Source organism: Cellulomonas sp. IC4_254 (assembly GCF_011603975.1).
GTDB lineage: Bacteria > Actinomycetota > Actinomycetes > Actinomycetales > Cellulomonadaceae > Cellulomonas.
In genome coordinates this window covers 1-14,389 of record NZ_JAANNB010000093.1, presented here as the reverse complement: position 1 = coordinate 14,389, position 14,389 = coordinate 1, and the positions used below count along the sequence as shown (strand labels likewise).

Sequence of the window (14,389 nt, the reverse complement as noted above, 5' to 3'; positions counted from 1 at the left end):
GGCCCCCGCCGTCCCGCCGACCGCCGGCGCCGGGGCCTCGGGGGCCGCGGCGACGGCGTCGTGCTCCTGCACCTCGGCCGGGGCGTCCACCGGCTCCGCGGGGACGGCCTCGGGCTCGGCGGGCGCGTCCTCGGGTGCGGCGACGCCCGGTGCGGCCTCCTCGACCACCTCGGCCTCGACCAGCTCGCCCTCCACGACCTCGCCGGGCACCGGGGCGCCCTCGACGACCTCGGTGCCGGACGGCTGGTCCGCGGAGGCGGCCGGCGCGGACGCGGCCGGCTCGGCCACGGCCTCGGTCGGCTCGGGCTCGCGCGCGGCGACGACGGGGGCCGCGTCGCGCCCGGGCGCCACGGCGACCGGCGTCGGCGCCGCGGGCAGCACGACGGGCTCGGAGGGCGCGGCGGCGACCTCGCGCTCCGGCTCGGCGCCGGTGAGCCGCACCCGCACCCGCGACGCGCGCACCACACCGCTGACGATGGGCAGCGCCGCGCCGCGGCCGGCACCGGACACCCGGACGGTGACCTCCTCGGCCGAGCCGACCGAGCGCTCGGACCAGGACACGACCTCGGGCGCGGACAGGACCTCGGCGCGGGTGCCGCGCACGACCTCGACCTCGACGTCGCCGCGCAGCGCGGTGTGCACCTTGCCGCCGGTCAGGTCGACGGCGGCGAACGGGTGCAGCCCGCCGAGCCCGTGCCGCACGAGGGCGTCGAGCTGCGCGCCGAGGCCGCCGCCGCGCTCCGGCGCGGTGGCCCAGACGTCGCGCACGACCTCGGGCGGGGTCGACGGGGCGAGCAGCAGCACGACGCCTCCCGCGACGACGGCGTACCACTCGCCGGGGGTGTACTCGGGCACGATCACCGACGGTCCTCCTGGTGGCTTCTCGGTCGCGGGATGGTGGCCCCGTCGACCGTCTCGTCCCATGTCCTATCGGCAGGACCGGTGCCGAACGCGAGCCATCCGGGTGAATCCGTCCCGTCCGGCTCGTCACCCAGGGCGTCCACGACGACCGCGGTGGCGTTGTCCCGGCCGCCCGCCTCGACGGCGCGGCGCACGAGCTCGGCGGCCGCCGCCGCCGCGCCCGGGACGCGGTCGAGCACGTCGGCCAGGTCCGCGGGCGCGAGCTCGCCGGTCACGCCGTCGGAGCACACCAGCAGGCGGTCCCCCGGCCGGGCGGGCAGCGTCCAGTAGTCGGGCTCCGGGTCGGCCCCGGTGCCGAGGGCGCGGGTCAGCACGTGCCGCTCCGGGTGCTGCTCGGCGGCGTCCCGGCTCAGCGCGCCGGAGTCGACGAGCTCCTGCACGACGGAGTGGTCGACGGTCAGCTGCGCGAGCTCGCCGTCCGCCCAGCGGTACACGCGCGAGTCGCCGACGTTGAACACCAGCCAGTGCGCGGCGCCGTCGTGCTCGCCCAGCGCCACCCCGGCCACCGTGGTGCCGCCCTCGCGGCGCTCGAACGCCCCGCGGATCCGGCGCGCGGCGCTGCGGAAGCACGCGTGCAGGTCGGACGGGTCGACCGCGCTCCGGCCCGCGAGCGCGCCGAACTCCTCGACCGCGAGCCGGCTGGCGACGTCGCCCGCCTCGTGCCCGCCCATGCCGTCGGCGACCAGGAACACCGGGGGGTGCGCCAGCAGCGCGTCCTCGTTGAGCGCGCGCACCCGCCCCCGGTCCGTCGCCGAACCCCACGTCGTCCGCACCCGTGCTCTCCCCTCGTCGCCCTCGCAGGCACCATGGTGCCTGGTCGCGGCGCCACGCACCGCATCGTCCACAGCCGCTAGATGCCGAGCTGGTACACGCCCCAGTACGCCAGCACCACCAGCAGGGCCGCACTGGCCGCGCACGTCCCCCACAGGACCACGTGCCCGAGCACCCCGTGCGCCATCGGCTCGCCGGCCCGGCGCAGCCGCCGCAGCCGCACCACGACCGCCGCAGCCGCGTACACCGCGACCAGGCCGAGCACGCGCACGGCGATCCAGCCGCCCTGCACGACCCAGCCGTTGCGCTCGTAGCCCACCGCGAGCCGCGCCACCGCGACGAGGTACCAGACGAGCAGGACGACGGTCGCCACCGACGCCGCCGACAGCAGGGCCAGCCGGCGGGTCAGCACCTGGTCCCGCCCGCGGCCGGGCTCGCGCCCGCGCACCCGCCGGACGCCGACCACCGCCAGCCGCCCGACCGGCAGCAGCACCAGCACGCCCACCGCGCCCGCGACCAGGAACAGCAGCACGTCGCCGTCGCCCAGCCACCGCGGCTGCGGGACCGGCCCGGCCCAGTACAGCTGCTCCGGCTGCTGGCCCGCGATCCTCGGGGACGCCGACGCCGTCGCCGGCAGCCCCTGCACCCAGCCGCCCAGGTCGTGCAGGAACGCCGGAGCGACCACCTCGTCCACCCGGATGCCGTGGTCGGCGCCGCGGTAGTAGCGGACGGTGTAGTCCGTGTTCCCCGCGATCGCCAGGTCCCGGATGATCTGCTCCGCGCCCTGGACGACCGGCATGGACGCGTCCGCCGTGCCGTAGACGACCAGCACCGGCTGGGTCATCCGGCGCTGGTAGGGCGCGACGTCGAAGTCCGCGTAGTCGAGGCCGCCGCCGGGCAGCGACATCCCGACCGCCCGCGGGATCGCCCGGAACACCTGCTGCGGCACGCCGGTGTTGCGCAGGTAGGAGTCGACGGCGAACGCGGCCTGCTGGCGCGGCGGCACGACCGGCGCGGACGCGAGCACCACGAACGCGATGCCCGGCTGGTCCGCGGCCATCACCGGCGCGATCCAGGCGCCCTCGCTCTCGGCGTACACGCCGACCCGGCCGGGGTCGACCCCGGGCAGCCCGCGGAGCAGGTCCCAGGAGCGCAGGTAGTCGTCGGCCATCGCCACGTAGTCGCGGTGCCGCAGCGTGTAGGTGTCCAGGCGCTTGTTCGGCACCAGCGTGGCCACGCCGGACTCGGCGAGGGACCGCGCCTGGTCGACGAACGCGTCGTCGAACTTCCCGGTGCCCGCGCCGTGCACGAACACCACGGCCGGCACGTCGCCGTCGACCCCGACCGGCATGAGCAGCCGCGCCTCGACGTCCACGCCGTCGAGCTGCACCGTGAGCACCGACGACCGCACCGGGTACGTGCCGAGCGCGGGGGCGTCGGTGATCGCCGTCGACTGCGCCTGCACCGTCAGCGGGTCGGTCAGCGGCACCGGCGCCCACTGCGGGCCCATGAGCGCCCCGAGCACGGCGAGGACCACCGCGCCCACGACGGTCCCCGCGGCGGTCCGGTAGCGCACGTCGCGATTATCCCCGTGGTGGTGCGCCTCCGGGGGGACCCCCTGCTCCTGCTGCGTGGCCGCGGTGCTCAGAAGCCCAGCCGCCCGAGCTGCTTGGGGTCGCGCTGCCAGTCCTTGGCGACCTTCACGTGCAGGTCGAGGTAGACCCGGGAGCCGAGCAGGGCCTCGATGCCGCGCCGCGCGGTGGTGCCGACCTCGCGGAGCCGGGAGCCGCCGCGGCCGATGACGATCGCCTTCTGGCTGTCCCGCTCGACGAACAGGTGCACCCGGACGTCGAGCATCGGGGTCTCGCCCGCGCCGGTCTCCCGGGGCACGATCTCGTCGACCACGACGGCCAGCGAGTGCGGCAGCTCGTCGCGGACGCCCTCGAGCGCGGCCTCGCGCACGAGCTCGGCGACCATCACGGCCTCCGGCTCGTCGGTCAGCTCGCCCTCCGGGTACAGCGCGGGGCCCTCGGGCAGGTGCGAGACGAGCACCTGCTCGACGACGTCGACCTGGTAGCCCGACTCCGCGGACACCGGGACGATGTCGGCCCACTCGCCCAGCTCGGACACGGCCAGCAGGTGCTCCGCGAGCCGCTGCTTGCCGACGAGGTCCGCCTTGGTGGCGATCGCGACGACCGGGGTGCGGCGGCCCAGCTGCGCGAGCTGCTCCGCGATGAACCGGTCGCCCGGGCCGACCTTCTGGTCCGACGGCAGGCAGAAGCCCACCACGTCGACCTCGGTCAGCGTGTCGCGCACCAGGTCGTTCAGCCGCTCGCCGAGCAGCGTGCGCGGCCGGTGCAGCCCGGGGGTGTCCACGAGCACGAGCTGGGCGTCGGGACGGTGCACGATGCCGCGGACCGTGTGCCGGGTGGTCTGCGGGCGCCCGGAGGTGATCGCGACCTTCTGGCCGACCAGCGCGTTGGTGAGCGTCGACTTGCCGGCGTTGGGCCGGCCGACGAGGCAGGCGAAGCCGGAGCGGTGGGTCACGGGGGTCTCCGTCATGTCAGGGGTCCGTCGGTGGTGGTGGTCGTGGTGGCGCCGGCGTCGGCGGACTCGCGGGGCTCCGCGTCGTCGTCCGGCTCCGGGGCACGGGAGACGAGCACCCGGGCGACGCGCTTGCGGCGGCCCTCGGTGCCCTGCGCGACGAGGCGCAGGCCGTGGATCTCGCCGGCGGATCCCGGGATCGGGACCTTGCCGAGCGCTTTGGCGAGCAGGCCGCCCGCGGTGTCGACGTCGTCGTCCTCCACCTCGAGCCCGAACAGCTCGCCGAGCTCGTCCTTCGCGAGCCGGGCGGGCACCAGGTACGTGCCGCCGCCGAGGTCCTCGACCTGCGGGGCGTGCGGGTCGTGCTCGTCGGTCAGCTCGCCGACGATCTCCTCGAGGGCGTCCTCGATGGTCACCAGGCCGGCGATGCCGCCGTACTCGTCGACGACCATCGCGATGTGGCTCGCGCCGGCCTGCAGCTCGCGCAGCAGCTCGTCGACCGGCTTGGACTCCGGCACGAACACCGCGGGCCGGACCAGGGAGCCGGCGGGGGCCTCGGCGCCCTCGGGGTCGTCCTGCATCCGGCGCACCAGGTCCTTGAGGTAGAGCACGCCCCGCAGGTCGTCCACGCCCTCGCCCACCACCGGCACCCGGGAGTAGCCGGAGCGGAGCAGCAGCGACAGCACCTTGCGCAGCGGCGTCGCCTCGTGGGTGGTGACCATGTCGGTGCGCGGGACCATGACCTCGCGGGTCAGGGTGTCGCCGAGCCCGAGGACGGAGCGCACCATCGCGCGCTCGTCCAGGTCGATCGACGGCGACTCCCCCACGCGCTCGACCATCTCGCGCAGCTCGTCCTCGTCCAGGTCGGTGCCGGCGGCCGGGGCGACCCGCACCAGCGGACCCGCGACCGCGCGGACCGCGAGCAGGAGCCGGGACGTGCCGGTGAGGACCTGGCGCGGGTACCGGTGGCCGAGCGACCGCGGGCTGAGCCGGGCCAGCACGACCGTGAGGAACGCGCACGTCGCCACCGCGACGACCAGCTCGGCCGCCCAGGGCAGCGACGAGGCGGCGATCGCCAGCGTGAGGCAGACCGCCGCGACCATCTCGCACAGCAGCCGGACGACGCCCGCCGACCCGGCGACCGCCGCGCGGTCCTCGGTGAGCCGCCGCACGCGGTCGGCCGCGGGGTGCCGCGAGGCGAGCAGGTCCGCGACCACGCCGCGGGACAGCCGCAGCACGGCGGCCTCGCCCGCGGACAGCACGGCCGCGACGAGCAGGGCCAGGACCGTCAGGACCGCGAGCAGCCCGAGCGGGACGCCGGCGGTCATCTCGGGGTCCCCGCGGAAGCGTGAGCGCAGCGAGCGGTTCCGTGGGGTGTGCTCATCGTCCGGCGAGGAAGGTCAGCAGCAGCTGGCGCTGCAGGCCGAACATCTCCTTCTCCTCCTCCGGCTCCGCGTGGTCATAGCCCAGCAGGTGCAGGATCCCGTGCGTGGTGAGCAGCAGCAGCTCCTCGACCGTGGAGTGGCCCGCGGTGCGCGCCTGCTCGACGGCCACCTCGGGGCACAGCACCACGTCGCCGAGCAGCCCGGCGGGGGTCGGCTCGTCGGCGCGGCCGGGGCGCAGCTCGTCCATCGGGAAGGACAGCACGTCCGTCGGGCCGGGCTCGTCCATCCACTTCACGTGCAGGTCGGTCATGACCTCGGTGTCGACGAACAGGATCGACAGGTCGGTCTGCGGGTGCACGTGCATCTGGTCCAGGACGAAGCGGGCGAGCGCGGCGAACTCCGCCTCGTCGACCTCGTGGCCGGACTCGTTGTTGACCTCGATGCTCATCTTCTGTTGCTGTCCCAGCGTGCGTAGGCGTCGATGATGTCGCTGACCAGGCGGTGCCGGACGACGTCCGAGGAGGACATCCGGCAGAACGCGACGTCGTCCACGTCGTCGAGGATCGACTCCACCACCCGGAGGCCGGAGGTCGTGCCGGAGGGCAGGTCGACCTGGGTGACGTCGCCGGTCACGACCACCTTGGACCCGAAGCCCAGGCGGGTGAGGAACATCTTCATCTGCTCGGCCGAGGTGTTCTGCGCCTCGTCCAGGATGATGAAGGAGTCGTTGAGGGTGCGACCGCGCATGTAGGCGAGCGGCGCGACCTCGATCGTGCCGGCCTCCATCAGCCGCGGGATCGACTCGGGGTCGACCATGTCGTGCAGCGCGTCGTACAGCGGACGCAGGTAGGGGTCGATCTTGTCGCTGAGCGAGCCGGGCAGGAACCCGAGCCGCTCCCCCGCCTCGACGGCCGGCCGGGTCAGCACGATGCGGTTCACCTGGCGGGCCTGCAGCGCCTGCACGGCCTTGGCCATCGCGAGGTAGGTCTTGCCGGTGCCCGCGGGGCCGATGCCGAACGTGATCGTGTTCCGGTCGATCGCGTCGACGTACTCCTTCTGCCCCGCGGTCTTGGCCCGGATGGTGCGGCCGCGCGAGGACAGGATGTTGAACGTCAGGACGTCGGCCGGGCGCGTGGCGGTGCCGGCGGTGAGCATCGCGACGGAGCGCGTCACCACGTCGGGCGTCAGGGGCGTGCCGGCGACGGCGGTCTCGACGAGCTCGTCGACGAGCCGCGCCACGAGGGCGACGTCGCCGGCGGGGCCGCCGAGGGTGATCTCGTTGCCCCGGACGTGCACGTCCACGCTGGTGAACCCGCCCTCGACGGCGCGCAGGACCTGGTCGTCCATCCCCAGGAGCTCGACCATGGACACGCTCGACGGGATCGTGATCCGGTGCTCGACCCGGGCGGTGCCGGGGAGCGATCGCCGCGGGCGATCAGGTGTGGTCTCGGCCATGTGCTCGGCGTGCGCCGTGCGCTCCATTCATCGAGGCGGGACTGGTGCTCCCATCCTACCGACCACCACCGACGGACCGCCCCCGGATTCTCCCGGTCGCCGGCGGCCGGCGCCAGGTGCCGACGGCCCTACCGGAACCGCGACCGCGGGGAGCAGAGTAGGGAGGGCGGGTGCGACGGGGCTCCCGCGGTCGGACCGGAGGTGCACGTGGCCAGCTACGTCCAGGACTTCTCCGAGGGCGGCAAGGACCAGAAGGACCTGCTCGGCGGCAAGGGCGCGAACCTCGCCGAGATGACCCGCCTCGGCCTGCCGGTGCCGCCCGGCTTCACCATCACCACCGACGCCTGCCGGGCGTACATGCGCACGGGCCACCTGCCGCCCGAGCTGCGCGTGCAGGTCACGATGGCGGTCCGCCGGCTCGAGGACGCGCTGGGGCGCGGGCTCGGCGACTTCCACGAGCCGCTGCTCGTCTCCGTGCGGTCGGGCGCCAAGTTCTCCATGCCCGGGATGATGGAGACCGTGCTCAACGTCGGGCTCAACGACGCGTCCGTCATCGGGCTCGCCGAGCTCGCTCAGGACGAGCGGTTCGCCTGGGACTCCTACCGGCGGCTGATCCAGATGTTCGGCAAGACCGTGCTCGACATCGACGGCGACCTGTTCGCCGACACGCTGGACAAGGCCAAGGCCGCCAAGGGCGTCGAGCAGGACGTGGACCTGGACGCGGTGGACCTCCGCCAGCTCGTCGAGGCGTACAAGGAGATCGTGCGCTCGGAGTCGGGGCGCGAGTTCCCGCAGCACCCGCGCGAGCAGCTCGACCTGGCGATCGTCGCCGTGCTGCGGTCCTGGAACACCGACCGCGCCCGGCTGTACCGCCGCCGCGAGCGCATCCCGGACGACCTCGGCACCGCGGTCAACGTCGTCAGCATGGTGTTCGGCAACCTGGGCCCGACCTCCGGCACCGGGGTCGCGTTCACCCGCGACCCCGCGACCGGCCACTCCGGCGACTACGGGGACTACCTGGCGAACGCGCAGGGCGAGGACGTCGTCGCCGGCATCCGGAACACCCTGAGCCTCGCCGAGATGGAGCAGGTCTCCCCGCAGGCCTACGCCGAGCTGCGGCAGGCGATGCGCCGGCTGGAGACCCACTACCGCGACCTGTGCGACGTCGAGTTCACCGTCGAGCGCGGCAAGCTCTGGATGCTGCAGACCCGGGTCGGCAAGCGCACCGCGCCCGCGGCGTTCCGGATCGCGACCCAGCTGGTCGACGAGCACCTCATCACCATGGACGAGGCGCTGTCCCGGGTCAGCGGGGCGCAGCTGTCCCAGCTGATGTTCCCGCGGTTCGACGCGCACGCCGAGCGCACCCTGCTCACGACCGGCATGGCCGCCTCCCCCGGTGCCGCCGTGGGGCACGCGGTGTTCGACTCCGCCACGGCCGAGGCGCGCGCCGCCGCGGGCGACGACGTGGTGCTGGTCCGGCGGGAGACCAACCCGGACGACCTCGGCGGCATGATCGCCTCGGTCGGCGTGCTCACGGCGCGCGGCGGCAAGACGTCGCACGCGGCGGTCGTCGCACGCGGCATGGGGCTGACCTGCGTGGTCGGCGCCGACGCCCTCGACATCGACCCGGCCGCCCGGTCCATGAAGGTCGGCGGGCACGAGGTCGCCGAGGGCGACGTGATCGCCATCGACGGCTCGACCGGCGAGGTGTACCTCGGCGCGGTGCCCGTCGTCCCCTCCCCCGTCAGCACCTACCTGGCCGACGGCCTGGACGCCGCGCTCGCCCAGGCCGGCGGCGACGAGCAGACCGCCGACCTCGTGCGGTCGGTGCACCGGGTGCTCACGCACGCCGACGACACCCGCCGGCTGCGCGTGCACGCGAACGCCGACACCGCCGAGGACGCCCGGCGCGCCCGCTCGCTCGGCGCGGAGGGCATCGGGCTGTGCCGCACCGAGCACATGTTCCTCGGCGAGCGGCGGGTGCTGGTCGAGCGGGTCGTGCTCGCCGACGACGACGAGGAGCGGCAGGCGGCGCTCGACGCCCTGCTGCCGCTGCAGCGCGCGGACTTCGGCGCGCTGCTCGCCGAGATGGACGGCCTGCCGACCACGATCCGGCTCATCGACCCGCCGCTGCACGAGTTCCTGCCCGACCTGACCGACCTGGCCGTGCGCGTCGCGCTGGCCCGGGAGCGGGGCGAGGAGGACCCGCACGACACGAAGCTGCTCGCGGCGGTCCGCCGCATGCACGAGGCCAACCCGATGCTCGGCCTGCGCGGCGTCCGGCTCGGGCTCGTCGTGCCCGGGCTGTTCGCGCTGCAGATCCGCGCGATCTGCGAGGCGGCGGCCGACCGGCTCGAGGCCGGCGGCACCCCGCACGCCGAGATCATGGTGCCGCTGGTCGGCTCCGTGATGGAGCTGCACCTGGTCCGCGACGAGGCGCTGCGGATCATGGCCGAGGTCGGCGAGGCGCGGGGCGTCGCGCTCGACCTGCCGGTCGGCGTGATGATCGAGCTGCCCCGCGCGGCGCTCACCGCCGACCGGATCGCCGAGACGGCGCAGTTCTTCTCGTTCGGCACCAACGACCTCACGCAGACGACGTGGGGGTTCTCCCGGGACGACGTCGAGGCGGCGTTCTTCCCGGAGTACCTCGCGAACGGGGTGCTGACCGTCTCCCCGTTCGAGACCATCGACACGAAGGGCGTCGGCAGGCTCGTCCGCATCGCCGTCGAGGAGGGTCGGGCCACCCGCCCGGACCTCATTGTCGGGGTGTGCGGCGAGCACGGCGGTGACCCGGAGTCGATCCGGTTCTTCGACTCGGTGGGCTTGGACTACGTGTCCTGCTCGCCGTTCCGGGTTCCGGTCGCGCGGCTCGAGGCCGGCAGGGCCGCGATCCAGGGAGCCGACTCCGACGCCCGGTGAGGGGGCGCGCGCGGCGCCGCCCGCCCGGTTGGGACACCGGGGAGGCGGCGGCGCGGCGCCCGGTCCGGCCGTGCGCGGACGCGCGTGGCGAGGTCGTCGGTCGCGCCCGAGGTCGTCGGTTGCGCACCGCCCGCCGCGGACGGAACCGACGACCTCGACGGCTGGTCAGTCCGCCGGGCCCGCGATCAGGGTGACGGTCGCCGTCTGCGTGGTGCCGTCGGTGGCGGTCCAGGTCAGCGCGACCTGGTCGCCGGGGGCGTGCTCGGCGAGCGCCGCGCTCAGCGCGTCGCCGTCCGCCACGGCCGTGCCGTCGACCGCGGTGACCCTGTCGCCCGCCGCGAGGCCGGCCTGCGCCGCCGGGGTGCCGTCGATGACGCCCGCGATCGTGGCGCCGGTGCCCGTCGAACCGGTCGAGCCGCCCAGGCCCGGGACCGTCGTGGTGGCGCCCGTCGCCAGCTGCACGCCGAGGAACGCCGGGTAGCCGAGCGTGATCGCGTCGGTGTCGTCGCCGGCGATGATCTGGGTCGCGACGTCGAGCGCGTCGTCGATCGGGATGGCGTACCCGGTGATGTCGGCCGAGCCCGAGGACGCGGCGGTGGTGATGCCCACGACCTCGCCCTGGTCGTCGAGCAGCGCGCCGCCCGAGTCGCCGGACACCACGTCGGCGTCGACCTGGATCAGCCCGGTCAGCGACTCGCCGGAGGAGACGCCCTCGGCCTGCGTGGTGATCGACTGGTCGAGCGCGGTCACCGTGCCGTCCGCGGCGAGCAGCACGCCGCCGCCCTGCGCGTTGCCCACGGCGGTGACGGCGTCCCCCACGGCGAGGTCGTCGTCGGAGTCGAGCGTGGCGGTGGTCAGGCCGGAGGCGCCCTGGAGCTGGAGCACGGCGACGTCGGAGGTCGCGTCGGTGCCGACGACCTCGGCGGTGTAGGTCTCGCCGGTGCTGCCGATCGTCACGGTGATCTCGGTGGCACCCTCGACGACGTGGTTGTTGGTGAGCACCAGCCCGTCGGAGGTGAGCACCACGCCGCTGCCGGCCGCCTCGGCGGACTGGTAGCCGAGCACCGTGTTGATGAGCACGACGCCCTGCTGCTGCGCGTCGGTGGCGGTGCTGGTGTCGAGCGTGGCGGTCGACGACGAGCCGGACGACGAGCCGGGGAGCCCGGTCGACGGGCTGCCGTAGCCGTACCCGTAGCCCGAGCCGGACGACGACCCGCTCGACCGGGCGGAGCCGCTCGACCCGCCCAGCCCGAACGCGCTGCCGTCCCGGCCGGCCGAGGCGGTCAGGCCCGGGTCCGCGGTGCTCCCCGGCCAGCCGACCGCGATCGCCGACCCGCCGAGCACCAGGCCGGCGGCCACGGCACCGGACGCGACGAGGGCGACGGCGGCGCGGCGACGGCGGCGCGGGGCGGGCGGCGCCGCGGCGGCCGGGTGGCCCGGGTGGCCGGGGTACGGCGCGTGGGGCGCGTACCCCGGGTACGCGGCGGCGAAGGCCGGGTCGACGGCCGGCTGCGGCGCGGTGGTCGGCTGAGCGGCGAGCGGCTGGGTGGCGGCCGCGTCCGCGCGCTCGGGCTGCGCGGCCGACGACGCCTGGTCGTGCTGGTCCATGGGGACACCTCCTGCGGGGCGCCGCTGTGGCGCCGACAGGAGCAAGAGAACGCCGCGACCCCGGAAGCCCGCTGGATCCTCCCTGAGCGCCACCCATGAACCCTCCTCCGAGTTCGGCACTCGCGGGTCGAGTTCGGCACCGGGAGGTGCCGAACTCGACGTCGGAGTGCCGAACTCGGCGGGCGGGGTCAGGCGGTGAAGCGCTCCGAGCGCTCGACGACGTGGGCCGTCTGCGTCGCGTCGTCCCAGGTGTAGACGGTGCGGCCCTCGATGAGCACGTGCTCGGCCCGGGCGTGCACGTCGAGCGGGTCGCCCGACCAGATCACGACGTCGCCGTCGCGGCCCAGCTCCAGCGCGCCCACGCGGTCGTCCAGCCCGAGGAACGACGCGGGGTTGACGGTCAGCGCCTCCAGCGCGGTCACGCGCGGCAGCCCGTCCTTCACCGCGAGGGTCGCCTGGTGCACGAGGAAGTTGATCGGCACGACCGGGTGGTCGGTGGTGATCGCGACCCGGACGCCGGCCTTCGCGAGCGCCGCGAGGTTCGCGATCGCGCGGTCCCGGAGCTCGACCTTCGACCGCGAGGTGAACATCGGGCCGAAGATCACCGGGATGTCCCGCTCGGCGATGACGTCGGCGATCTTGTGGCCCTCGGTGCCGTGGTTGAGCACGAGGCGGTAGCCGAACTCGTCCGCGAGCCGGATCGCCGTCACCAGGTCGTCGTGCCGGTGCGCGTGCTGGTCCCAGGCGAGCTCGCCGTCGAGCACCCGCGCCAGCGTCTCCAGGCCGAGGTCGACCTTGAACGGCTCGCCCTTGGCCTCGGCGGCGGCGCGGGCCGCGCGGTAGTGCTGCGCGTCGGTGAACGCCTGGCGGATGATCAGCGCGGTGCCCAGCCGGGTCGACGGGGTCTGCTTCTTCTCGGCGTACACCCGCTTGGGGTTCTCGCCGAGCGCCGACTTCACGCTCACGGCGGCCTTGATGACCTGCTCGTCGATGGTGCGGCCGCCCCAGGACTTGATCGCGACGGACTGGCCGCCGATCGGGTTGCCGGAGCCCGGCTTCACGACCACCGAGGTGACGCCGCCGGACAGCGCGTCGCGGAAGCCCTCGTCGTCGATGTTGACGGCGTCGATGGCGCGGACCGCCGCCATGTTGGGGCCGGTCATCTCGTTCGTGTCGTTGCCCGCGACGCCCTCGCCCTCCTCGTGGATGCCCACGTGGCCGTGCGCCTCGACGAAGCCGGGCAGCACCCAGCGGCCGGTCGCGTCGATCACGGTCGCGCCCTCGGGGACCGCGACGTCGGCGCCGACGGCCTCGATGCGGCCGTCGCGGATCAGGACGGTGCCGCCGTCGATCGGGTCGGAGGAGACGGGGACGACATGGCCGCCGGTGATGGCGACGACAGAGGGGGTCATGACCTCCACCGTACGTCCGCGCCCGGGGCGGTCCGCACCCCGGGCCCGCGCCCAGGCCCCGCCGGGTCGGGCCGTGTCCGGCCGCCGACCCGGCACGCCACGGGGCCGCCGGGTGTGGCACGGTGGCACGCGTGCGATACGTGATCATCGGCGCCGGCGCGGTCGGCGGGACCATCGGCGGGCTGCTGGCCGAGGCGGGGCGCGAGGTCGTCCTCGTCGCCCGTGGCGCCCACCTGGACGCCCTGCGGGACGAGGGCCTGCACCTGACGACCCCCGCCGGCGCGCGGGTCGTGCGGGCCGCGACCGCCGCCGGCCCCGAGGACGTCGACCTGCGCCCCGGCGACGTGCTCGTGCTCGCCGTCAAGGGCCAGGACACCGCCGCGACGACGGCGCAGTGGGCGGGCCGCCCGGTCGCCGGCGGCCGCACCGCGGGCGAGGACCTGCTGCTGGTCTGCGCGCAGAACGGCGTCGACAACGAGCGCACCGCGCTGCGCCGGTTCGCCCGGGTCGCCGGCATGTGCGTGTGGCTGCCCGCGACGTTCCTCGAGCCCGGGCGGGTGTCGGCGGCCGGCAGCCCGGTCACCGGTGTGCTCACCGTGGGCTCCTACCCCGCCGGCGAGCCGGACCCCGACCTCGCGACCGTCAGCGCGGACCTGGAGGCCGTCGGCTTCCGCGCGCCGGTCGTGCGGGACGTCATGGCCTGGAAGTACGCCAAGCTGCTGAGCAACCTGGGCAACGCCGTCGAGGCCCTCTGCGGCCCGGTGCGCGAGCCCGCCGCGAAGGAGCTGCTGGCCGCGACGGCCGCCGAGGCCCGCGCGGTGCTGGCCGCGGCCGGCATCGAGCCGACCTCCCCCGAGGAGGAGGCCGCGGCGCGCGGCGACTTCACGCTGGTCGACCTGCCCGGCGTCACCCGGCGCGGCGGGTCGTCCTGGCAGAGCCTGGTGCGCGGCGCCGGGTCGATCGAGGCGGCCTACCTGAACGGCGAGATCGTGCTGCTCGGGCGGCTGCACGGGGTCGCGACGCCGCTGAACGCCGCGCTGCTCCGGCTGGCCGAGGCCGCCGCGGCCGCCGGTGAGCAGCCGGGCGGGCACGACGCGGCCGAGATCCTCGGCGCGGCCCGGGCCGCGGCCTGAGCGGAGCGGCGACGTGCTGACCGAGGAGGCGACGGGCGGGGCCCGGGCGGACGACGACGGGACCGGGTCGCGAGCCGAGCGGGCGGGCGACGGCGCGCCCGGACCCGCGGGTCGCGGCGTCCCGGGCGCGGACCCGGCGGGCTCCCCCGACGGCGCCGCGCCGGATTCCCCCGCGCCCACCGCCAAGCCGCTGCCCGCCGGCCCGCCGTCCACCCGCGTCGACCGCTGGGTGTGGGCGGTG

General features: G+C 75.4%; 10 protein-coding genes and 2 pseudogenes. 3 read left to right on the top strand and 9 right to left on the bottom strand.

What is annotated here, in order from left to right:
- From G6556_RS10735 to G6556_RS10705, 7 genes and pseudogenes are all read right to left on the bottom strand, one after another.
- A pseudogene (locus tag G6556_RS10735) lies at nucleotides 1-861 on the bottom strand (hypothetical protein); the annotation flags it as partial.
- Entirely contained in the window at nucleotides 858-1,694 is an 837-nt protein-coding gene (locus G6556_RS10730; RefSeq protein ID WP_166941155.1) for a protein phosphatase 2C domain-containing protein, read from the bottom strand. The pseudogene G6556_RS10735 and the gene G6556_RS10730, both read right to left, overlap by 4 nt.
- 77 nt (nucleotides 1,695-1,771) lie before the next feature.
- Nucleotides 1,772-3,268 carry an acyl-CoA thioester hydrolase/BAAT C-terminal domain-containing protein gene (locus G6556_RS10725; RefSeq protein ID WP_346774835.1) on the bottom strand — a complete coding sequence of 499 codons (1,497 nt, stop codon included), beginning with the start codon at nucleotides 3,266-3,268 and terminating at the stop codon, nucleotides 1,772-1,774.
- A 68-nt stretch (nucleotides 3,269-3,336) separates the two neighbouring features.
- Nucleotides 3,337-4,254 (bottom strand): GTPase Era, encoded by a 918-nt coding sequence (era, locus tag G6556_RS10720; RefSeq protein WP_166941146.1) that lies wholly within the window; start codon nucleotides 4,252-4,254, stop codon nucleotides 3,337-3,339.
- Complete coding sequence (locus G6556_RS10715) at nucleotides 4,251-5,564, bottom strand: hemolysin family protein (RefSeq protein WP_166941144.1); 1,314 nt, start codon at nucleotides 5,562-5,564, stop codon at nucleotides 4,251-4,253. The genes era and G6556_RS10715 overlap by 4 nt, the downstream gene beginning before the upstream one ends.
- A 52-nt stretch (nucleotides 5,565-5,616) precedes the next feature.
- Nucleotides 5,617-6,069 carry an rRNA maturation RNase YbeY gene (ybeY, locus tag G6556_RS10710; protein WP_154729469.1) on the bottom strand — a complete coding sequence of 151 codons (453 nt, stop codon included), beginning with the start codon at nucleotides 6,067-6,069 and terminating at the stop codon, nucleotides 5,617-5,619.
- The gene (locus tag G6556_RS10705) at nucleotides 6,066-7,076 is read right to left on the bottom strand and encodes a PhoH family protein (protein ID WP_166941159.1); all 1,011 of its coding nucleotides are present in this window, start codon (nucleotides 7,074-7,076) and stop codon (nucleotides 6,066-6,068) included. The genes ybeY and G6556_RS10705 overlap by 4 nt, the downstream gene beginning before the upstream one ends.
- Before the next feature lie 207 nt (nucleotides 7,077-7,283).
- Between G6556_RS10705 and ppdK the strand changes: the two genes are divergently transcribed.
- A complete protein-coding gene (gene ppdK, locus G6556_RS10700) occupies nucleotides 7,284-9,995 on the top strand; it encodes a pyruvate, phosphate dikinase (protein ID WP_166941142.1) in 2,712 nt (903 codons plus the stop codon).
- 165 nt (nucleotides 9,996-10,160) lie between these two features.
- On the opposite strand, the gene G6556_RS10695 is transcribed toward ppdK, so the two are convergent.
- Together G6556_RS10695 and G6556_RS10690 are read right to left on the bottom strand one after the other, a co-directional pair.
- A complete protein-coding gene (locus G6556_RS10695) occupies nucleotides 10,161-11,603 on the bottom strand; it encodes a trypsin-like peptidase domain-containing protein (RefSeq protein ID WP_205693309.1) in 1,443 nt (480 codons plus the stop codon).
- Nucleotides 11,604-11,791: 188 nt separating this feature from the next.
- Nucleotides 11,792-13,015 carry an amidohydrolase gene (locus tag G6556_RS10690; protein WP_166941140.1) on the bottom strand — a complete coding sequence of 408 codons (1,224 nt, stop codon included), beginning with the start codon at nucleotides 13,013-13,015 and terminating at the stop codon, nucleotides 11,792-11,794.
- Nucleotides 13,016-13,146: 131 nt separating this feature from the next.
- Here G6556_RS10690 and G6556_RS20220 point away from each other — a divergent pair, with 131 nt between their 5' ends.
- The gene (locus tag G6556_RS20220) at nucleotides 13,147-14,148 is read left to right on the top strand and encodes a ketopantoate reductase family protein (protein WP_166941138.1); all 1,002 of its coding nucleotides are present in this window, start codon (nucleotides 13,147-13,149) and stop codon (nucleotides 14,146-14,148) included.
- Between the two features lie 13 nt (nucleotides 14,149-14,161).
- Nucleotides 14,162-14,389 (top strand): annotated as a pseudogene (locus G6556_RS10680) (hypothetical protein); the annotation flags it as partial.